Here is a 21,805-nt window from a genome sequence, read left to right on the forward strand (position 1 = left end):
GTTGCCTCCCTTATTGTCTGCACGTATTATCTCAACTAATTGTATGTATTGCAACCACGCAAAAAAACTCCCTACAAGTAAGGGAGTTTCCTCTCATCGTGTGTTAGAAAAACTTTCTAAAGATTTTCGCACACACTGTCCCTGATACTGTTGTCTCTGGTGCAAACGCCGCAACGAATAAGCTAGATACACCACTCAACGATACCGTTAGTGAATCCCCTTGTGTTACAAAGAAAGTCGCAACAACATCGCCATTCGCATCTAAAAATGTAAATGCCGCAATGCCTGTCGAATCCGCATTATTCGTTAATGTGAATGTTCCTCTTTGATTGGAAAATTCAAACCAAAGGCTAATCCCAAAGAACGGAGGATTCGTTACAAATATTGCGTTGTCAAAATTATTACAGAACTCATCTACAAGTAATGTCGCTTGTGGACAACATGCCTTATTCGCACCGGTAAAGATAACATTTTTCCCGCACATATCTATTCTCTCCTTCATGCATATTAAGAGCCTTGCTCTCCCTCTCGATATAGTAAATGCATGGGAAGCGCTGATTGTCCATTACATATAACTAATTCACCAAAATTTCTCTCTTTTCTGTAGCTATATCATAGTGAAAAATCCCCTAACATAAAGGAGGAGATTTTTCATGCTACACTATGGTTTTACAATGGTATCGGGCAAACCCGATAGTACGTTACATTAATACAGTACTTCCCATGAATCACACTTGCATTCGCACCGTCGTTAATTAATACGACGGATTGAAGATCAGAAACAGAGACAGAACGCGTATTTCCTGGTTCAACGGTAATTACTCGAACAATGTTCCCAATTATTTGCACAACAATTGGATCGCTATTGCTCTCATCGTTAAAAATATTCACTGTTCCTGTTACAGGGGTATCTATTAATGATTCCCACAAGACTGAATTTACAACTTGGTTTTGGACAATAAAGATGTTCCCACATAACTCATCTCCAATAATGTCACAACTAGACGTTGGTGGAGTTGGCGGAGTTGGTGGAACTGGCGGAATCGGAACTCCAATACAACAAATATTTTTATTAGGAGAATGACATTGTTTGCTACCCACTTTCTTCACCCCCACTATCTTAAAATCGACAAACACATACATAAAGAATCTTTCATACTTAGTTTATAGAACACGATACAGATTGGTGATACCTAAATTACAGCAGGACAACTCTATTTCAATCGCCTTAAGCCTAGCCAGAATAAGGGTGAACAAACTATCAAAAGCCGATGAGAGGAGACTCATCGGCTTTCTTCTTACTATGCTATATAATGGTAGGAAATACAGTTATGTGTGATAAGGAACTTTCTTATACACCTTTGTATGCTTTACGATATACTTCTGCTAACTCTGTTACTAACGGTAATTTCGGATTCGCTCCCGTACATTGGTCTTCAAATGCACGATCTGCTAATGAGTCAACTACAGCTTCGAATGCTTCTTTGCTTACACCTTGTGCAGCAATACTCATTTTAATATTTAATTCTTTACCTAATTTAATAATCGCTTGAACTAATGATTCAACGCCTTCTTCTGTTGTACTTGCTGGCAATCCTAACATTCTTGCGATTTGTGCATATCTTTCATCTGCTACGAAATGCTCATATTTCGGGAACAATGCATGTTTTCTTGGTTTAATTGCATTGTATCTTACAACGTGTGGCATTAAGATAGCATTCGCACGACCGTGTGGGATATGGAATTCTGGTCCAATTTTATGTGCTAATGAATGGTTAATACCTAAGAATGAATTCGCAAATGCCATACCTGCAATTGCAGAAGCATTATGCATTTTTTCGCGTGCTTCTTCGTCATCCCCGTTCTTGTATGCACGTGGTAAATAGTTGAATACAAGTTCAATTGCTTTTAACGCTAATCCATCTGTATAATCATTTGCCAAGATAGATACGTATGATTCAATCGCATGTGTTAAGACATCCATTCCTGTATCTGCTGTTACATGCGGTGGCACTGTCATAACAAACTGAGGGTCAACAATTGCTACGTCTGGTGTTAACTCATAATCCGCTAATGGGTATTTAACATTACGTTTTTTATCTGTAATAACCGCAAACGGTGTTACTTCTGAACCTGTACCAGATGTTGTTGGGATTGCAACAAACTGTGCTTTCTCTCCTAGCTCAGGATATTTGAATGTACGCTTACGAATATCAATGAATTTCTGCTTCAAGTTATGGAAGCTTGTTTCTGGGTGCTCATAGAATAACCACATACCTTTTGCTGCATCCATCGCTGATCCGCCACCAAGCGCAATGATTACATCTGGTTGGAATTGACGCATCATTTCTGCACCTTTAAACACTGTAACATCTGATGGATCTGGTTCTACATCTGAGAACATTTCAATTTGCACATCATTTTTATGCTGGCGTAAATAATGTTCAACAACATCAACATATCCTAATTCAACCATTCCAGGGTCTGTTACGATAAAAGCTCGCTTAATCCCTTTCATCTTTGCTAAATATTGTGTTGAATGCTTTTCAAAAAAAATCTTTGGTGGTAATTTAAACCACTGCATATTTTTTCTGCGGTCAGCTAGACGTTTCACGTTGATTAAGTGCGCTGCCGATACGTTCTCTGATACAGAGTTCTTTCCGTATGAGCCACAACCAAGTGTTAATGATGGTAAGAATGCATTATAGATATCGCCAATTCCACCTTGTGCTGATGGTGCATTAATAAGGATACGACACGCTTTCATTCGTAAGCCAAATTCACGTTGCACCGCTTCATCTGTAGAATGAATAACCGCTGTATGACCTAGTCCACCTAGATGTAACATTTCCTCGCAACGTTTCATTCCTTCTTCTGTACTGTTCGCTTTAATGCAAGCAAGTACCGGACTTAATTTCTCACGAGACAGTGGATGGTTCGCACCAACACCAGCAATTTCTACTACTAACATTTTTGTATCTTCAGGTACATTAATACCTGCTAACTTCGCAATATAGTATGGAGACTTACCAACGATATCAGCATTTACTGCACATGTATTCTCGTTAATAACTAATTTCTCTAATTTTGCTACTTCGTCTTCTTTCGCGAAGTAACAGTTATTCGCGATCATTTCTTGCTTCACTTCAGTATAAATTTCTTTATCAACGATAATTGCTTGTTCTGATGCACAAATCATTCCGTTATCAAATGTTTTTGATAAGATTAAGTCATTAACTGAACGCTTCACATTCGCTGTTTTTTCGAAATAACATGGTACGTTACCAGGTCCTACACCTAATGCTGGTTTCCCAGTTGAGTAAGCTGATTTCACCATACCCGCTCCACCTGTCGCAAGTACTAACGCTGTTCCTTCATGATTCATCAGTTGTTTCGTTGCTTCAATAGAAGGTTTCGCGATCCATTGAATGCAATTCTCTGGTGCTCCTGCTTTCACTGCAGCTTCATGTAATACTCTTGCTGTCTCTGCTGAACATTTCTGTGCAGATGGATGGAATGCGAAGATAATTGGGTTTCTTGTCTTAATTGCAATCATTGCTTTGAACATTGTTGTTGATGTCGGATTCGTTACCGGTGTTACCCCTGCAACTACTCCAACTGGTTCTGCAATTTCAATGACACCTGTATGTGGGTCTTCATTAATAATTCCTACTGTCTTGTTGTATTTAATGCTGTTCCAAATGTATTCTGATGCGAAGATATTTTTAATACATTTATCTTCGTATACACCGCGACCTGTTTCTTCAACCGCCATCTTTGCTAGTGGCATATGGTGCTCAACACCAGCTAAAGCCATTGCATGAACGATATTGTCTATTTGTTCTTGATTATATGTTTCGAATGTTTCCAAAGCTTTTTGAGCATTTCCTACTAACTCACCAATCATGTTCGTTACTTCTTGCACTTCATTTACAACTTTTTCTTTCACAACCATATTTGTCAGCCTCCTTGGAATCAGGGACATATTTTGTCCTATGTAGACTTTTTTTGTCCCTGTTATGTAAATTTTTTTTACTAGCGATTATCACTAGTAAAGAGTAATGATTTTGTAATTTAAAGTTTGTGAAGAGTTTCACTTATTGTTGCAGTGTTGTTTTCTTCCACACCTTTACTATACACCAACTCTTCGGATAATTCTGTGTCTAATTTGTGAAATGTTTCACAAATTAGTTTTTGTATTTTTTTGTCTACTTTTGATTAGCGCTTTACAAAAACTCCCCGGCTGTGACGGATGAAAATGTGGTATAATGAATAGAATCTTAAAAAGAAAGGATTTCGATACCATGATTGCTCGAAGGAGCATTTGGCAGAGAAAAGACTTATCTTACACGTAGCTGTTTCATTTAGGTATTTCATATCTAACTAAAACAGAGAGGTAGGAGACATTATGGTTGCCAGGAGTATTTGGCAAAAGAAAGATTTATCGTATACGTAGCGTTTTTTATTTAGATCATGCCAAGAAAACATGCTAAATAAAAAAACGAAGGTAGGCGAAATTATGTGTGACAGGATTATCTGTTATTTCTTCAGCGATATATAGCGCCGTAGTTATGTTTAAAACCTTTTTAGACTAACTACATGTGGTAATATCTCGCAAGTAGTTAGTTCCAAGAACAAAACCAACTAACTACGAAAAGAGGAAATAACAATGAAAAAGATCCGATGTCAAGAGATTGGAATGATTCTACTAGGATCATTCATATTAGCTACAACCTTGTACCATATTCACTTTCAAAACCATTTAGTAGAGGGAGGATTTATTGGAATCGCCTTGATTCTGAAAAATCTGTTTGGTATTTCACCATCAATCTCCACTATTTTAATGGATATCCCAATCATTTTAGCAGCTGCAAAATTATTAGGAATGCGTATGGTTGTGAATACATTTATTGGTGCAGCATCCTTTTCTGTGTTCTATTCACTCATGGAAAACTACTCTCCATTTACAATCGATTTAACAAATTACTTGTGGGCTGCCGCAATTTTAGGTGGAGTGTTAGCAGGAATAGGATTAGGGTTGATTTTACGATTTGGTGGTGCAACCGGTGGAGATGACATTATCTCTATCCTACTAAGCAAGTATACGAAGTTAACAATCGGTCAAGTGTTCTTCGTATTCGATGCAGTGATTATTGCACTTTCTTTATATTATTTAACATGGACAGAAGTAGCATTTACGATTCTTGCAATCGCAATTTGTTCAAAAGTGATGGATTACATGTACTATTCATCAGAAGAAAAAGAAACAGAAGCTACTGTTGTTTCATTACCAAAAACAAAACAGCAGCAACACGTTGCAAGCTAATAGACGAGGAAGCCAATATGATTGGCTTCTTTTTTATATACTAATAGCGAAAGAGCCAATCACATTGGCTCTTTCATCACTTCCGTATATTTCGCCAACTTTTCCATGACAATATGCATCTTCTGTTCATACGTCGTGTCTTCAAAAAATTCACTAAGTCGCTTATAGTCATTATACTCATCTAATAGTATATCAACGTCATAGCAAGGCTTTGCTTGTCCTTTTTCTTCTGAAGAGAAAAGCGAATCACGCAATGTTTTCAAAATCATGATAGATGGTACGATTCCTTCATCTCGCTTAGACATAAGCACAAGATCATCTTCTTCTGCATCAACTGCTAGTCCATCAAAATCACGATATAATTCATACACAATCGTTGTCCAGTCCTCACTAGGATAGAAACTTCGCTCTAATCGATAACCGACAATACGATAAATATGTCCGTCAGCTTCCTTGAATTTTACTTTATCATTTAATCGAAATTTAAAATAACGAAACAACGTAGTCCCCCCTTTTCTATACTATTTGCTAAATAGCGGAGGGATATGCTTATCTTTTACTTCGGCCTTCTCAATCATAGATCCATAAAAAAACGAACAAGGTCTTATGAAGACCTTGTTCGTTTTGGTTTTCTTTCGACAAATGGTAACCACCAGTTCCAATGCCCAAGCATTTTCATCAAGCTTGGAACAAGTACCATACGAACGATTGTCGCATCAATAAAGATAGCTAATGCAACGCCGACACCCATTTGTTGCATCGGTAAAATTTCCGTAAAGGCAAATGCACCTGTCACAACAATCATAATGAGTGCCGCTGATGTGATGATTTTACTCGTTGAAACGAGTCCTTCCAGTGTCGAGTAATCGTTATCCCCTGTTTCATTGTATAACTCTTGCATACGAGAAATAAGGAATACTTCATAGTCCATACTTAGACCGAATACTAAACCGAAGATAAACACTGGTAACGTGAACATAACAGCTCCTTGCTCTAAACCAAACTGCCCACCGTTAAAGAGCCAAAATACGATTCCGATTGTAGCACTTAAACTTAAGATGTTCATCACAATTGCCTTAAACGGGATAAGTAATGAACGGAATGCAAGCATTAAAATGATGAACGTCGAGCCAAGAATAACCGCTGCTGCAATTGGTATTTCCTCAATAATTTCGTCTTCTAACTCTTGTGTGAACTTCGTCATGCCGCCAACAAAGAGCGTCATATCCTCCCGCTCGTATGTTTTCTTGAAGTCACGTACCCACGCTTTTGCCTCTGATGATTTCGGTCCATCATGCAATGTGACTTGTACGTATGTGCGATTATCTTTGACAAATGAATCGAGTACTGGTTGTACGGTTGCTCGTTGCTCTGTTTGTAGCATCAACTCTAGTGTTGTGCTGTCCACGCCGTCCATATATGTATAGAAACTCGTCACATTCTTCACGTGCTCGTCTTCCTTCACATCACGCACAAATTCCTCGATAGCAGATAGGTTCTTCTCTACTTCGCCATCTGTTTCCACAACAATTGTAGCCATTGCATAATCTTTCGCGTCTGCATTAAATGCTTCCTCATAGCGCTCATATGCAGCGCGACTTTCACTAGAACTTGGTAATGTCTCAACACCAGGGAACTGCAAGTCTGCTTGACGAATTGGTAATAAACTCACTGCGATAAAAAGAACAACAAGTACTGTCATCTTCACTGGATTACGCATGACAAACATACCGAATTTACGCCAGAAGCCTGCACCATCTCCTCCTCGCTTCAGCCATTTTTCAATAATACCTTCTTTCGTAATACGCGCACCAAGCATCGCTAGCATTGCTGGTAATAACGTTAATGAAAACAGCAAGCTGAAAATAACAACCATCATTCCACTTACTGCAATCGATTGAATGAAATCAATCTGGAAGAAGAACAATCCCGACAATCCAACGAATACACACAGTCCAGAGAACATAATTGCTCGTCCAGCTGTCGCATACGTCGCTGCAATTGCTTCTTTCACCGACAGATGTTTCGCTTCTTCACGGAAACGATTGACAAATAACAATGCAAAATCAATGGACAGCGCAAGACCAATCATCGGTGTTACATTCAATACGAAAATGGACAGGGACATATAATCCCCGATGAAATATAAAATTCCCATCGTACTAATAACGCTTAGTGCACCGTTAATAATCGGTAAGATAGATGCTAACAAGCTTCCAAATGAGAAAAGTAATACAAGAAACGCAATTGGAACACCAATTAATTCGGCCTTCTTCAAGTCCTCTTGCGACATCGCATTCACTTCGTCATTAATAACAGGAAAGCCTGTCGCAGTTACTTTTACGTTTTTATTCGATGTATCTTTTAATGTATCAGCAAATGCAAGCGCGTGTTTTATTTCTTCTTCATTCGTTGCGCCTTCGAATATCATTGCCGCATAGGCAATATCATCTTTCCATTTATCTGGAGAGTTGAATGGATGTACAATCGTATCGAGATGTTCAGCTTTCTCCATATCAGTAACGACCTTCTGCATCTCCTGCTGGAATACTTCCTTCGTCACACCTTCTTCTTTTTCAAAGACAACGAGTAACGTATTGCTTGATTGCTTAAAGTCTTCTGCCAAAATTTCTTTGGCAATTTCTTGATCACCATCGGTACGGAAACCATCACCGTGCAAAATAGATGGTAACTTCATTGCAAACATTGTTAAACTAATTGCACAAGCTAGTAATACAACAGTAAATGTCACTCGAAAACGATAAATAAACAATCCCACACGTTTCCAAAAATCCACGTCTATCCCCTCATTCCCTCTCTATTTCCAAGCGTATTGTACACGTAAATACATCCATACAAAATACATCCGCCAAATATATAACCAGCAATTACATCGGTCGGATAATGGGCAGATAAAATAATTCTGCTGAGGCCATTTAAGAAAATAAACACAATTGCTACACACGTAACAATACATTTTGCTACGTCACTGCGTAGCTTACATACGATTAAGTATGCGGCTAGTCCATATGCGACCATACTAATCATCGCATGACCGCTTGGGAAACTATACCCAACTGCATCGATAATTGGATTAATTGCTGGACGATCACGTTGTGTTAATGCTTTCACTCCGTCATTTAAGAAATGTGTCATTAAGACAGCTATCGGAAGCAAAATCATCGCTTTAAAATCTTTGTCCCGCATATAAAAGAATAGGACAGATAGTACTAACAAAATGACAACACCAATTGCTGATCCCGACTTCGTAAAATAACGGAAAAACGTATAAATGGATGATGAATCAGGTCGTACGAGTACCTCTCGAATATACGTATCAATCCACATCGGGTTATCCCCCATAATACGGAACGTTAAATAAGCGAATAGCCCAACCATAACCGTTCCAAACATAACGATATACGACGTGGGTGTGCTAGTTCGTTGCATGCTTTTTCCTCCTTGTTGTAAAGAACTTCTTATGTATGTAATCTTTCTCCATTGTAGAAACAAATATGTAGTTTGTCCAGCAACGGAAACGATAGAAAAAAAGACGACCTTCCAACACGGAAAATCGTCTTCTTATCTACTTTATTTCGTTGCGCCAAACTCATCCCAGTAACGAGCGTATTCTGTCGACTTATCACCTAAGTCTTCAATCCAACGAACATCTAATGAACTTAAGTTCTCACGAACGTACTTAATTACTTCGTTGTTCTTGTACTCATCACTATGCTTAGCAAATGCATTCTCGTCTGGGTTGATGTAACCTGTATGCTCATAGTTACGTACACTTACATCTTCTTCTAACATAAAGTTAATGAACTTCTCAGCAAGCTCTTTATTTTTCGTTCCTTTTGGAATTGCAAATGTATCCGCGAAGATTGTTGCTCCCTCTTTCGGAATCATATACTTCACATCTTTATTATCTTGTTGAACAAATACTGCATCACCAGACCATAACGTACCGATCCATGCATCTTCTGAAATAAATTTATCTTTAATTGTATTCGTATCCACTAATGGATTCGTCATTACCTTTAATTTCTTTAAATCATCAGCTGCTACTTTTAACTCATTTGAGTCTTTCGTGTTATTTGAGTAACCATTCTTAATTAATGACATACCTAATGCTTCACGGCTATCACTTAATAAGGCTACACGGTCTTTATATGATGCATTCCATAAGTTGTTCCACTCTGTTGGTGGTGTTTTCACATACTTTTCGTTGTACGCAATACCTGTAATACCATACATATAAATAACTGAGTACTCACCATTTGGGTCATACGGCGTATCTTTAATTGTCATATTCACTTTTTCAAGGTTTGGAATGTTATTCTTATCTAACTTCTCTAATAAACCTTGATTCTTCATAATTTCTACCATGTAATCAGACGGTTGGATTAAGTCGTAGCTTGCACCGCCTTGTAACTTCGCTAACATCGTTTCGTTGCTGTCGAATATATCATAATTAACTTTCGCATTGTATTTCTCTTCAAACTCTTTAATTAAATCTGGATTGAAGTTATCTGCCCAGCTGTATAAGTTCAACACTTGCTTCTCTTCCTTTGAACCTACACAACCTGATAACATTCCCACTACTAACATGCTAGCCATTGCCATAAAAAGAACTTTCGTCCACTTCATGAGAACATCCCTCCAATATAAAATATGTATGCTAGCTTGCTTATGCAACATAAGCAAACTAGGTAAATCCAATGATGAACACGAACGTCCACCATTGAATAGTTACTTGTTTCTTTAGAAAGGTAGATTACCCTTTCCTTTCGTATCACCTTTGCGGTTGAATACTTCTGATAAGCACATTAAGAACACAATCGACACGATTAAGATTGTCGATAAAGCGTTAATTTCCGGAGAAATACCTTTCTTCACTAGACCGTAAATATATACCGGTAGAGTCGTGGAACCAGGACCAGACACGAAGAAACTAATAACGAAATCATCAATAGATAACGTAAATGTTAATAACGCCGCTGCAATTATTCCTGGTGCAATTGTCGGAAGCGTAATGTGTCTAAATGTTTGCCATGGCGTCGCACCAAGATCGTTCGCCGCTTCTTCCATATCTTCTCCCATACCTGACAGACGTGCTGAAATCACGACGACAGCGAATGAAATACAGAACGTTATGTGTGCAATCATAACTGTCTTTGTACCAAGTTCCATACCAAGCTGAGTGAAAAGAATAAGCATCGATAAGCCCATTAATAGGTCTGGTACAAGGATTGGTAAGTATACTAATCCACTAATTGCCGTTTTCATACGGAATTTATAACGGTGCAGTGCAATAGCACAAAGTGTTCCGAGTACAGTTGAAATAACCGTAACCGTAATTGCAATTGTCAAACTGTTCATTAATGCATCGATAACTTGCTCATTATTAAAGAGCTTTTTGTACCAATCAAGCGTAAAACCTGTCCATTGCGTACTTGCACGTGATTCATTAAATGAGAACGTGATTAACACGCCAATTGGAATGTAAATAAACGCTAGAATGGCAGCTACATAGCCAAGCAGAAGCTTTTTGCTCAACCTTTTTCACCCCCACCTTCTACTGCTTTTCTCATCGTTACTTTGTAGTACATGAAAATAAGCACAACTGTAAAGATAATTAATACAACGGATAATGCCGAACCGAACGGCCAGTTACCTGCTGATAAGAATTGGTTCTGAATAACATTCCCAATTAACGTTGCTTTCGAACCACCCATTACGTCCGAAACAACGAACATTCCTAACGAAGAAACGAAAACTAAAATACATCCTGTCACCACACCGCTCATCGTCATCGGTAATGTTACGTGCCAAAATGTTTTTATCGGTGTCGCTCCTAAATCATACGCTGCTTCAAGTTTACGATGGTCCAATTGTTCCATTGATACATAAATTGGCAGTACCATAAATGGTAACAACGTATATACCATCCCTAAAACGACAGAAGGCGTATTGTACAGTAAATTTAGTGGCTCTTGAATTAGCCCCATGTCTAATAAGAAAGTATTCACAAGTCCTTGCGTACGTAAAATAATAATCCATGCATACGAACGAATAAGGAAGTTAATCCAAAATGGAATCGTCACAAGTAATAACAATAGCTTTTGCCATTTCGGATTTACCATCGTAATCGTATACGCATACGGATATGCAATAAGTAGCGTTAGCACAGTCGTCACTACCCCAATTACTACCGTATCAATTAATACGCCCATATAAAGTGGGTCAAACACATTTGCATAGTTATCAAAGTTAAAGTTCATGATAACTGTGCCGTGCATGCCACGTTCAAGGAAAGAATATCCTACAATGAACAAGAGTGGAACAAGGAAGAAAATAAGCAACCAAGCCGTTGCTGGTAAAGCTAATAATTTTCCTTTTTTCACGTCACGTCCACCTCATCTTCCTTGTTCCATCCAAATCCAATTATATCGTTCACTTTATAATGTGCATCTTTATCTGTTGGTTGATACGCAATAAATAGATTTTCGCCAGATTCTTCACGGATATACATTTTATGGTGGTTACCTAAGAATTCAACGTCTTCTACAACACCTGTACGCATCCCTGTATCGGACGGTGAACCAGTCCTAATTTTCTCTGGACGCAGGGCAAAGAGACGCTCTCCATCCTTCACGATATTATTCTCACCAATAAATGTTGCAACGAATAAGCTCTTCGGCTTGTAATAAATTTCTTCTGGTGTGCCAAGTTGCTCCACCTTCCCGTTATTCATTACTGCTACACGATCACTCATACTCATTGCTTCTTCTTGGTCATGCGTTACGTATACGAATGTAATACCCAAGTTACGTTGTAAGTTCTTTAACTCACGCTGTAAATCTTTACGCAATTTGAAATCTAATGCTCCTAGTGGCTCATCTAGTAGCAACACTTTCGGATTATTTACAACTGCACGTGCAATTGCAACACGTTGTTGTTGTCCACCAGATAATTGCTTCGGCTTGCGGCTACGTAACTCCGTTAATTGTGTTAAATGAAGCACTTCTTCCGCACGCTCTTTTTGCTCTTTATTTGATACACCCTTCATCTTTAATCCGAAACGAATGTTTTCTTCTACTGTCATATGTGGGAAGAGAGCATAGTTTTGGAATACCATGTTCATGTCGCGCTTGTAGGGCTCTAAGTCATTAATCACTTTGCCGTCTAACTTAATTGCGCCTTTTGATGGCTTCTCAAACCCTGCAATCATGCGTAAAAGAGTTGTCTTTCCGCAACCACTTGGTCCTAATATTGTCAGAAACTCCCCTTCTTGAATATCCAAAGATAGAGAAGGAATAATAACTTGGTTCGCAAAATGTTTTTCAACATTTTCAATCGTTATGATGTTTTTCATTAGATTGTTCGTGCAGGATACTCCGACTCATTCATCGTCGGGGGAGGAATGCACGCTTTCTCGTGACAAAACAATTCCTGCACTTCCTCCTTTCGAATGTAGTTTAAACAGGGGCCCTACGCTAGAAGGGTCCCCTTTTCGCTCGTGAAACACGATCATATAATAAAGAAATGCAACGATTACAGGTACTTACACCTACTTCAATCGTCTTTTCGCCTTATTTTTGGTCACACAAAAAGAAAGTCTAGGTACTATGATATAGTATCTAGCACTTTCATTCAACACGTTATAAGTATGTTCGTCAAAAAATGCAATACAATACGAAATTATACTAGATAAATGATAATTACACTACCGTTTTATCATATTTCTTTCATGATTTTTTGCATCCTTTTTCTCTCAAGAACATCTATTTTTTTGAAAGAAAAGAAAGTACTTCCTTTTCTTTCTTTTTTAGGTTTACTACGAAGGGATGAAAGTAACTTATAGAGATACAATCCAACCAGTCACTTTCCATTCCATGTATATTATCATTCACTTTCTATCAACCATCTTTATGTTGCGGTAGTGATTTTTTTTTGTTATTTGAATAGTTTACGAAGGATGCTAAGTGCATACTTTGTTGTTGAATAACGTACCGGCAAGTCAAATTTCGTCGTCTGCTTCACGACGCCTTTATAGTGAGAGAATGTCTGGAAGCTATACTCTCCGTGGTAACGACCAATTCCACTTTCCCCAACTCCACCAAATGGTAAGTTCGGTTGTACAATATGATAAATCGTATCATTAATACAGCCACCCCCAAATGGAATACGTGTCACCACTTCTTGTTGGATGTCTTTATTCTCAGAGAAAACATACAAAGCAAGTGGCTTCGGTCGATTCACAACTTCCTCAATGACTGCATCGATGTTGTGGTATTCTAGCACTGGTAACAGAGGACCAAATATTTCTTCTTGCATAATCGGCATGTTCCAATCCACATTATCAATAACTGTCGGCTCAATTGTTAATGTTTCTTCTTTCGACTTTCCACCAGCAACAGTTGTACCATCTTCTAGGAAGGAAAGAAGGCGATCAAAGTGACGCTTACTAACAATTCTCGTATACTCCGTATTTTCTAACGGTTTCTTTCCATATAATACTTCGATTTCTCGCTTCACATGCACAAGAAACTTCTCTTTCACTTCATGATGCACGTATACATAATCTGGCGCAATACACGTCTGTCCTGCATTCATATATTTTCCCCACACAATTCGCTTTGCTGCCAGTGCAAGGTTCGCATCGTGATGAACAATTGTTGGGCTCTTTCCACCTAGTTCTAGTGTTACTGGAATTAATTGTTTAGATGCTGCTTCCATGACCACTTTTCCTACTGAAGTACTTCCTGTAAAGAAAATATAGTCGAATTTTTGTTGAAGTAATCGCTGACTTGTTTCTACGCCACCTTCCACAACAGCAACGAACTCTTCTGGATATAGCTCTTCTAATAAATTCCTTACAACAGTAGCAACATTTGGTGTTAATTCAGATGGCTTCACAACTGCTGTGTTACCTGCCGCAATTGCTCCGATTAACGGTGCAATTGCTAAGTAAAACGGATAGTTCCACGGTGCAATAATAAGCGTTACCCCGTACGGTTCAGGGAGTAATGTGCTCGTTGAACCAACATGTGTTAACGAATTTTTCACTCGTTTCACTTTTGCCCACTTCTTTATATTCTTTAAAGTGAAACTAATTTCTTTTAGCGTCACTCCTATTTCTGTTGAAAAACTTTCAAATTCACTTTTATTTAAGTCTTGCTTTAACGCAGACATAATTTCTTTTTCGTACTTTAAGATACCGTAATAAAGGGCTTTTAATCGTAATATACGTAAATCCATGTTTCTTGTTTTACCACTATGAAAATACGCTCGTTGCTCTATCATCAACTCTTCTATTTCATGTTTCATCAGGAATTTCCCCCTTTAACTAACGTGCATTTTCGCATCTTGCGAAAATGTTAACCTGTCTCAAATGATAGCACATTTCCACCTATTTGCACGTCCGTTTTTTTCTTTTTTCGCATAAAAAAGAAGACAACTTGTCCGTCGTTGCCTTCTCTATCTTCTAATAAGAATTAGGTCGTCTCTTTATAGGTCTTCTTTTCATAGGTCGTCTCTTCATACGTTTTCTTACGATGAATACACGACGAATGGCAATTAACAGAACAACACTTACGAATGCCGTTCCAGCAGCCCATGAGATACGTTCTATCATACTAGTTCCAGGCGATAATACTTTCCCCACTGTTTTCTCAAATATCATCGCCTCAGTAGCTATAACTGGAACTGTTTGAATAATTTGTCCATTGTTCTTTACATCTAACTGCCCAATGACATCACCTTTTTTAATACCATTTATATATAAGTCTTCATTCTTTTTCTCTACTAATTTTATTTCCGTTGTAATATTTGGTTGTTTATCTTTTGGAACAAACAATTCCACACTTTGCTCCACTGTTCCTTTCACTTGCTTGTCCAGAAACACCACATTTTCTCTCCAACTTTGCTTGTCCAAGACAACTTTCTTCTCCAACTGCGAGAAGGCATAGCTAGAAATGTTACGCATATCTTCATAATATGCTGGGTTCTTCGATTGCATTACAACGTTAATAACGCGCTTGCCATCCACTTGATCAACCTCTACTAGCGTGTTACCTGCTTGATCAGTAAATCCTGTCTTCGCTGCGAAGAAATGTGGATTCTCAAATGCCCGCCCTTTGTTTCGGATGAACTTTTTTTGGTGAGAAGTTGTTACATCTAAGCTCTTCGTTCCCATCGCTTTCACAAGTACATCATGCTTCAATGCTTCTCTCGTAATAAGAGCAATATCATATGCAGTAGAATAATGTTCTGGATGATGCAAACCACTAGCAGTTACGAAATTAGTATCATTCGCACCGAGTTCTTTCGCTCGCTCTGTCATCATCTTCGCAAATGCTTCCTCACTGCCCGCAATATGCTCTCCAATCGCATACGCCATGTCATTCGCACTTAACACCATCAAAATATATAATGCCGTGTCTCTATCGACAGATTCCCCTGCTTGAAACTCAATCATATAATTACTCTTTTCTTGTTTCAAAGCATTCTCAGAAAAGACAATACGTTCATTTGCCTTTGCATGTTCCATCAAAAGTAAACCTGTCATTACTTTCGTCATACTTGCTGGGAAATGCTTTTCATGAGCTTGTTTATCAAAGATTATTTCTGCTGTCGTAGCTTCTAGTGAAACAGCTGCTTCACTCGTTAATTGCATCTCGGCATAAGCCTGCGTTGGGATGCACAGCAACATCACACATGCTAATACATATGCCATTCCCCTTCTCATTCTGTTCATCACTCTTTTCACCTTTGCTGTATCGTTTTTTGGTTAAAAAAACCATCCTCACATAGTATAGCAAACTATATTCTCTCGAAATATTTCTTTTTCATGACAAATTTAAAATATAATACAATAATAATCATTTTACTTTCTCCATGAAAAGAAAGACATGATAAAATGGAAGAAAAAGGAGTATCTGTTATGCATTGGCGAAAATACCTCTCCCTTGGAGTTCCGTGTTTCTTCCTTGGCCTCGCAATCATTCTATACGCTCCTCAAGAGAAAAAAACCTTCTCCTATCTTATTACTCTCCTCTTCTGGGCTACGTACTACCTGTGGATTCATGTAGAGAAAAAGAAACGAACTAAATAAGAAAAGACCGCCCATCACCAGGCGGTCTTTTCTTATTTAAGCATCTTCTCTACCTCTGTAAAATCTTCTTCTATCGATGCTTTATTAACGTTCGTTACAATGCTTACAAATATGATACATGCAGTAGATACGGCAAATCCTGGCACCATTTCATATAAGAAGTCTGATAATCCTAACACTTCTTTCCATATAATAACAGTACTTGCCCCTGCAATCATTCCTGTAAGTGCCCCCCACTTCGTCATACGTTTCCAGTATAGACTTAATAGAACAACTGGACCAAATGAAGCACCAAATCCTGCCCAGGCATACGCAACAAGTGCTAAAATTGTTTCGCTCTTACTATACGAGATACCGATAGCAATTACTGCAACAACTAACACAGCTAGACGTCCAACTAACACAAGCTCTTTATCTGATGCCGAACGACGGAAGAATGTACGATATAAATCTTCTGTCACTGCACTAGACGTTACAAGTAACTGTGACGAAATAGTACTCATTACCGCTGCTAATACAGCCGCTAATAAGAATCCTGAAATAATTGGATGGAATAGAAGACGAGACAATTCAATAAATACTGTTTCTGCCGCTGCTCCTACTAATGGCGTTCCTTGTCCTGTAAAGTAAGCAATCCCAATAAATCCAGTTAGCATCGCGCCACCAATTGAGAAAATCATCCATGCCATTCCAATTGCTCTCGCTTTTTTCATTTCTTTTACAGAAGAAATAGCCATGAAGCGTACAATAATATGAGGTTGTCCAAAATAACCTAATCCCCATGCTAATAGTGAAATAATTCCAATAAACGTTGTTCCTTCAAATAAATTAAATAACGCTGGATTTACTTCATAAATAATGGTTGTTGTTTCTTCAACACCGCCAACATTCCAAATTGTTACGACTGGTACGATAATTAATGCAAGGAACATAATCAATCCTTGTACGAAGTCAGTCCAACTAACTGCTAAGAATCCACCAAATAATGTGTATGCGACTACTACAACCGCAATAATCCAAAGACCTTTTTCATATCCAATCCCAAATGTATTATCGAATAAAATTGCACCTGACACCAAACCAGATGAAACATAGAATGTAAAGAAAATCATAATAACGAGACCAGATACAAGACGTAACAAATGCGACGTATCTTTGAATCGGTTCTCTAAAAACTGTGGAATCGTAATTGCATTACTCGCTACTTCCGAATAAACACGCAAGCGCGGCGCTACAAACAACCAGTTTGCATACGCACCAATTACTAACCCAATGGCAATCCATGAACTACTTAATCCAGTTACATACATTGCTCCAGGTAATCCCATTAGCAACCATCCACTCATATCAGAGGCTCCAGCACTTAAAGCTGTTACTGCGGGGCCTAAAGAGCGACCTCCAAGCATATAATCTGATAAATTAGATGTTTTTCGATATGCCCAGTACCCGATAAGTAACATGCCGAACATATAAATGACAATTGAAAAAAGCAATTGTGTATCCATGCTGTTTCTTCTCCTTTCTCTTTTTTCCCTAGCAAAAAACTTGAACTATACTAGACGAATTTCTTTATTATACCGATTTCTTTGCTTTATCACCATAATATTTTTCATTATTGTATCAATAAATGAAATTATCAAATTTATATCATCATTATTTTCTTCTTTTTACATGAAAAATCATATATAATAAGAACGTATATTCGTATACTTTAGAAAGGACAACATGAATTATGCCATCAGGAAAAACACATACGAAAATCAATCTTATCGGTCTCCCCGTTATCATTGCACCACTCGCGTTACTTCACCCACTTCACTACGAGGCAATATTTGTATACGCAGCCGGCTTTTTAATCGGGACATACTTGCTCACTCCTGACCTTGATACAGAGAGTGATTGCTACAACAATTGGGGCTTATTCCGCTTCCTCTGGTATCCATATCAGAAATTCATCCCGCACCGATCCATTCTCTCGCATGGCCTTTTAATTGGAGATATTATCCGTATTCTCTATTTATCCATTATCTTGTTCCCTCTCGCTTCATTCGTGAACAAGCAATACGGAGAAACAACGCTTCTCGTTTGGTTAGAAGAACATCGTGACGTTCTTTTTGTTCTTATTCTTGGAGTAATTACTGCTAGCACGTTTCATATCGTATTAGATAAGTTTTATAAACCAAAGCGACGCAAAAAACGGTAAGAAAAGAATTCGTTCTTTTCTTACCGTTTTTTGTCGCACAGGTAATAGAATGCACTACCTTTTTTGTGTATAATGAATCCCATATCTTGTACATAGAAAGGAAACGAACATGAGCAATCATAAACAAGACCGTCGTTTTAAAATCGCTCATCGCGAGGCATTAATTGGACTAGCTTTAGCATTCATTCATTTTATTTGGTGGTACGGATTCGCATACGGATTCGGCTCCCAACCAGTTGAGGAATATACATACATATTCGGATTTCCAGCGTGGTTCTTCTACAGCTGTATCGTCGGCTTCATCGTAATCGTTATCCTTCTAACTATTCTCGTCTACACTGTATTCAAAGATGTACCACTAGACGAAGAAGGAGATGACACAGAATGAATTATTACACCATTATCCCAATGATCTTGTTCCTTCTTTTTACTTTCGCCATTGGGATTTACACATCTAAGCAAATGAAAACTTCCACTAACTCTTCTTTCCTTCAAGAATACTTCTTAGGAGGACGGGAACTTGGCGGGCTACTCCTTGCAATGACAATGATTGCAACGTATGGAAGTGCAAGTAGCTTCATTGGAGGACCTGGAATTGCCTACAAAATGGGACTTGGCTGGGTACTACTTTCCATGATTCAAGTTGTAACAGGTTATTTCGTTCTAACAACATTAGGCAAGAAATTCGCCATTATCGCGAGAAAAATGAAAGCAATTACGTTAATCGATTATTTAAAAGGACGATACAACAATAAACTAGTTGTCATCCTTTCAGCACTTAGCATTATCGTCTTTCTTTTCTCTTCTACTGTCGCACAGTGGGTTGGGGGTGGACGATTAATTGAATCGCTAACGGGATTACCGTATACTGCTTCATTATTTATTTTCTCCATCTCTGTCGTGCTATATGTTGTAATCGGCGGATTCCGCGCTGTCGCGATTACAGACTGCTTACTCGGCATTATTATGTTATGCGGAACAGCTATTATTTTAATTGGAACGACAATCGCTGGTGGCGGTGTCACAAATATTATGCAAGAGCTTATTGAAATTAACCCTAACCTTGTCACACCATTTGGACCTGACGGCTCATTAAGCGCTCTTTACGTCAGTTCGTTCTGGGTATTAGTTGGCGTAGGTGTTGTTGGACTTCCCCAAATTAGTGTTCGTGCCATGAGCTACAAAAATACTCGTTCCATGCACCGTGCCATGATTATCGGGACAATCGTCGTTGGAACAATCATGCTTGGTATGCACTTAACCGGTGTATTCGCACGTGTTGTATTGCCAGGGATAGAGGTTGGAGACACAGTCATGCCACTTCTTGCTCTAGAAGTATTACCACCGTGGTTAGCTGGTATCTTCTTAGCAGCACCGATGGCAGCAATTATGTCGACTGTGAACTCACTCTTATTACTTATAAGCTCATCCATTGTCAAAGACATCTATATTAACTACGTGAATCCACACGCAAGTGAAACAATTGTGAAACGTGCAAGCATGACCGTTACTGCTTTACTCGGTATTTTCATTTTCATCGCAAGTATTCATCCGCCTGACTTCCTTATTTGGTTAAACTTATTTAGCTTCGGCGGACTAGAAGCTGCTTTCGTATGGCCAATAGTCTTAGGTCTATATTGGAAGCGAGGAAATGCAAATGGTGCCATTACATCGATGATTGTTGGTGTAGGATCCTATATTTTATTCGATCGTCTCTATCCAAATCCACTTGGGATGCATACAGTTGTACTACCACTCTGCTTATCGCTTGTTGGATATATCATCGGAAGTCTTGTGACAGAAAAAAAACTTCCATCTAGCTAAGGAAATTCCCTTAGCTTTTCTCATGAGTAAGAGGTCCTAAAAAATTTTTTCATTGTTTTCTTTTTCTATGCTTGCCTTTTGGGATAGAGATTTTATATTATAAAAAGGTTGATATTTTTTTGAACGTTCCGCTTTGAGTAAAGGGAAAAGAAACGAACGCAACACGTTTACCAAATATTACACCCTAGTTGCTTCGATTCTAAAAACAAGCACATCTACACATACTAACTAACTCCGGCGTCGCTTTTATTTTTTATGTTGTATGCTGTACGAACAAGACGCAATCGCATGAAACAAAGGAAGGAGTTTGTTCAAAACTCGCCTCTGTTTTCTATGCAAAAAACACTACATGACACAATCTACATTGAGGGGAGATAGATACAAAATGTGTGCAAAAAAGCATAATGCAATCCGAACTGCAAAGATGGCACGTGAATTAATGCTAGGTGACAAAGACGTTACCGCTTCTACCGTAATGGTATACAGCAATGACGGAATTAATGATGAAATCAAAATTGAGGGACTACACCCAAAGTCAAACGAAGAAATTTTCTCAACTGGCGAAATTGACTGGAACTACAGTGTTATCTACAAAATTGTTGACTTCACAGGCAAAGCTGAAATCGGAAAAGTTATCTTAGACGGCATGCACAAAAACAACGTGACGCTAAAGATCGAAAAAATCATGTGGCGCAAAGAGCCGCAACAAGAAGCTGTCAAAGTAGAAGAAGCACCACAACCTGAGCCACAACAAGTAGAAAAACCAGCTCATCCGGCACAAGAAATCGCAAAGCCAGTGAAAAAAGAAGTGGTGAAAGTAGAAGGAATTAAGCAAGAGGCACCGAAGAAGGAAGTACAACAAGAACTAGTCCGTAACGTACAACCATCCACTCCGAAAGTAGCTCCTGCTCCTGTAAAAACAGAACGAGTTGTGCAACCAGTCAAACCAATTGACCCACAAACAACGCACAACACACCAGAAATCGAAAAGAAATATAAGCGACTACTAACAAGAACGACAGAAATTTGTCGTAACTGGGATTTAGGCGCTGACATAGATGATGCAATTGAATCATTAAAAGACGAACTAGCAGCTCAAGGAGCTCCGCCATATTTAGATAGCGAAACAATTCAAACATTGCAACAGCTTCGTTCTCTAAAGAACAAAGGCATCAACTTAGAAAAGCTAGTCAAACTCGTATAACATATGCACTTATACTTACTTTCTTTGTAGCACATATTCGTGCTACTTTTTTCTTTCTATACAAAACAAAGAAGCTACACGATACTCTATCTCTCTATGTATCACGTAGCTTCTTTTATATATTTCCTC

General features: G+C 38.4%; 18 protein-coding genes. 5 read left to right on the forward strand and 13 right to left on the reverse strand.

All coding sequences use genetic code 11. From position 1 onward, the window contains the following. Nucleotides 1-103: 103 nt before the first annotated feature. The 3 genes from IEV41_RS10595 to adhE form a co-directional block, all read right to left on the reverse strand. Nucleotides 104-484, reverse strand: a complete 381-nt coding sequence (locus IEV41_RS10595) for an S-Ena type endospore appendage (protein ID WP_188388351.1) — start codon at nt 482-484, stop codon at nt 104-106. 185 nt (nt 485-669) lie between these two features. Continuing rightward, on the reverse strand, nt 670-1,101 hold the full coding sequence (locus tag IEV41_RS10600; RefSeq protein ID WP_188388352.1) for an S-Ena type endospore appendage: 432 nt from the start codon (nt 1,099-1,101) through the stop codon (nt 670-672). A 250-nt stretch (nt 1,102-1,351) separates the two neighbouring features. After that, complete coding sequence (gene adhE, locus IEV41_RS10605; RefSeq protein ID WP_188388353.1) at nt 1,352-3,955, reverse strand: bifunctional acetaldehyde-CoA/alcohol dehydrogenase; 2,604 nt, start codon at nt 3,953-3,955, stop codon at nt 1,352-1,354. A gap of 744 nt (nt 3,956-4,699) precedes the next feature. On the opposite strand from adhE, the gene IEV41_RS10610 reads away from it, so the two are divergent. Then, nucleotides 4,700-5,326, forward strand: a complete 627-nt coding sequence (locus IEV41_RS10610) for a YitT family protein (RefSeq protein WP_373284209.1) — start codon at nt 4,700-4,702, stop codon at nt 5,324-5,326. Between the two features lie 59 nt (nt 5,327-5,385). On the opposite strand, the gene IEV41_RS10615 is transcribed toward IEV41_RS10610, so the two are convergent. The 10 genes from IEV41_RS10615 to putP all read right to left on the reverse strand — a co-directional run bounded on the left by IEV41_RS10615 (nt 5,386) and on the right by putP (nt 17,950). After that, nucleotides 5,386-5,826 carry a YodN-related protein gene (locus tag IEV41_RS10615; RefSeq protein ID WP_188388355.1) on the reverse strand — a complete coding sequence of 147 codons (441 nt, stop codon included), beginning with the start codon at nt 5,824-5,826 and terminating at the stop codon, nt 5,386-5,388. Between the two features lie 104 nt (nt 5,827-5,930). Continuing rightward, entirely contained in the window at nt 5,931-8,123 is a 2,193-nt protein-coding gene (locus tag IEV41_RS10620; protein WP_229722190.1) for an MMPL family transporter, read from the reverse strand. Between the two features lie 2 nt (nt 8,124-8,125). After that, on the reverse strand, nt 8,126-8,776 hold the full coding sequence (locus IEV41_RS10625) for a phosphatase PAP2 family protein (RefSeq protein WP_188388356.1): 651 nt from the start codon (nt 8,774-8,776) through the stop codon (nt 8,126-8,128). 141 nt (nt 8,777-8,917) lie between these two features. Continuing rightward, nucleotides 8,918-9,976 carry an ABC transporter substrate-binding protein gene (locus tag IEV41_RS10630; protein WP_188388357.1) on the reverse strand — a complete coding sequence of 353 codons (1,059 nt, stop codon included), beginning with the start codon at nt 9,974-9,976 and terminating at the stop codon, nt 8,918-8,920. A 114-nt stretch (nt 9,977-10,090) separates the two neighbouring features. After that, the gene (locus IEV41_RS10635; protein ID WP_229722191.1) at nt 10,091-10,885 is read right to left on the reverse strand and encodes an ABC transporter permease; all 795 of its coding nucleotides are present in this window, start codon (nt 10,883-10,885) and stop codon (nt 10,091-10,093) included. Beyond that, nucleotides 10,882-11,733 carry an ABC transporter permease gene (locus tag IEV41_RS10640; protein ID WP_188388358.1) on the reverse strand — a complete coding sequence of 284 codons (852 nt, stop codon included), beginning with the start codon at nt 11,731-11,733 and terminating at the stop codon, nt 10,882-10,884. The genes IEV41_RS10635 and IEV41_RS10640 overlap by 4 nt, the downstream gene beginning before the upstream one ends. Then, on the reverse strand, nt 11,730-12,704 hold the full coding sequence (locus IEV41_RS10645; protein ID WP_188388359.1) for an ABC transporter ATP-binding protein: 975 nt from the start codon (nt 12,702-12,704) through the stop codon (nt 11,730-11,732). The genes IEV41_RS10640 and IEV41_RS10645 overlap by 4 nt, the downstream gene beginning before the upstream one ends. Nucleotides 12,705-13,285: 581 nt before the next feature. Next, nucleotides 13,286-14,659, reverse strand: a complete 1,374-nt coding sequence (locus IEV41_RS10650; protein ID WP_188388360.1) for an aldehyde dehydrogenase — start codon at nt 14,657-14,659, stop codon at nt 13,286-13,288. 157 nt (nt 14,660-14,816) lie between these two features. Continuing rightward, nucleotides 14,817-16,088 carry a D-alanyl-D-alanine carboxypeptidase family protein gene (locus IEV41_RS10655; protein WP_188388361.1) on the reverse strand — a complete coding sequence of 424 codons (1,272 nt, stop codon included), beginning with the start codon at nt 16,086-16,088 and terminating at the stop codon, nt 14,817-14,819. Between the two features lie 389 nt (nt 16,089-16,477). After that, nucleotides 16,478-17,950 carry a sodium/proline symporter PutP gene (putP, locus tag IEV41_RS10660; RefSeq protein WP_188388362.1) on the reverse strand — a complete coding sequence of 491 codons (1,473 nt, stop codon included), beginning with the start codon at nt 17,948-17,950 and terminating at the stop codon, nt 16,478-16,480. Between the two features lie 227 nt (nt 17,951-18,177). Here putP and IEV41_RS10665 point away from each other — a divergent pair, with 227 nt between their 5' ends. The 4 genes from IEV41_RS10665 to IEV41_RS10680 all read left to right on the forward strand — a co-directional run bounded on the left by IEV41_RS10665 (nt 18,178) and on the right by IEV41_RS10680 (nt 21,676). Next, the gene (locus IEV41_RS10665) at nt 18,178-18,648 is read left to right on the forward strand and encodes a metal-binding protein (RefSeq protein WP_188388363.1); all 471 of its coding nucleotides are present in this window, start codon (nt 18,178-18,180) and stop codon (nt 18,646-18,648) included. Nucleotides 18,649-18,757: 109 nt separating this feature from the next. Then, nucleotides 18,758-19,036: a YhdT family protein gene (locus tag IEV41_RS10670; protein WP_188388364.1), complete on the forward strand. Its 279-nt coding sequence runs from the start codon at nt 18,758-18,760 to the stop codon at nt 19,034-19,036. Nucleotides 19,037-19,056: 20 nt separating this feature from the next. Next, entirely contained in the window at nt 19,057-20,472 is a 1,416-nt protein-coding gene (gene panF, locus IEV41_RS10675) for a sodium/pantothenate symporter (protein WP_373284210.1), read from the forward strand. A gap of 385 nt (nt 20,473-20,857) precedes the next feature. Further along, a complete protein-coding gene (locus IEV41_RS10680; protein ID WP_188388366.1) occupies nt 20,858-21,676 on the forward strand; it encodes a hypothetical protein in 819 nt (272 codons plus the stop codon). The last annotated feature ends 129 nt before the right edge of the window (nt 21,677-21,805 follow it).

Origin of the sequence: Priestia taiwanensis, assembly GCF_014638355.1 — a bacterium.
In the GTDB taxonomy this organism is placed as follows: domain Bacteria; phylum Bacillota; class Bacilli; order Bacillales; family Bacillaceae_G; genus Priestia_D; species Priestia_D taiwanensis.

Coding starts and splice junctions, on each gene's coding strand:
- IEV41_RS10595 (WP_188388351.1), bottom strand. CDS start 484: ATGTGCGGGAAAAATGTTATCTTTACCGGTGCGAATAAGGCATGTTGT.
- adhE (WP_188388353.1), bottom strand. CDS start 3,955: ATGGTTGTGAAAGAAAAAGTTGTAAATGAAGTGCAAGAAGTAACGAAC.
- IEV41_RS10610 (WP_373284209.1), top strand. CDS start 4,700: ATGATTCTACTAGGATCATTCATATTAGCTACAACCTTGTACCATATT.
- IEV41_RS10625 (WP_188388356.1), bottom strand. CDS start 8,776: ATGCAACGAACTAGCACACCCACGTCGTATATCGTTATGTTTGGAACG.
- IEV41_RS10630 (WP_188388357.1), bottom strand. CDS start 9,976: ATGAAGTGGACGAAAGTTCTTTTTATGGCAATGGCTAGCATGTTAGTA.
- IEV41_RS10645 (WP_188388359.1), bottom strand. CDS start 12,704: ATGAAAAACATCATAACGATTGAAAATGTTGAAAAACATTTTGCGAAC.
- IEV41_RS10650 (WP_188388360.1), bottom strand. CDS start 14,659: ATGAAACATGAAATAGAAGAGTTGATGATAGAGCAACGAGCGTATTTT.
- IEV41_RS10655 (WP_188388361.1), bottom strand. CDS start 16,088: ATGAACAGAATGAGAAGGGGAATGGCATATGTATTAGCATGTGTGATG.
- putP (WP_188388362.1), bottom strand. CDS start 17,950: ATGGATACACAATTGCTTTTTTCAATTGTCATTTATATGTTCGGCATG.
- IEV41_RS10665 (WP_188388363.1), top strand. CDS start 18,178: ATGCCATCAGGAAAAACACATACGAAAATCAATCTTATCGGTCTCCCC.
- IEV41_RS10670 (WP_188388364.1), top strand. CDS start 18,758: ATGAGCAATCATAAACAAGACCGTCGTTTTAAAATCGCTCATCGCGAG.
- panF (WP_373284210.1), top strand. CDS start 19,057: ATGATCTTGTTCCTTCTTTTTACTTTCGCCATTGGGATTTACACATCT.
- IEV41_RS10680 (WP_188388366.1), top strand. CDS start 20,858: ATGTGTGCAAAAAAGCATAATGCAATCCGAACTGCAAAGATGGCACGT.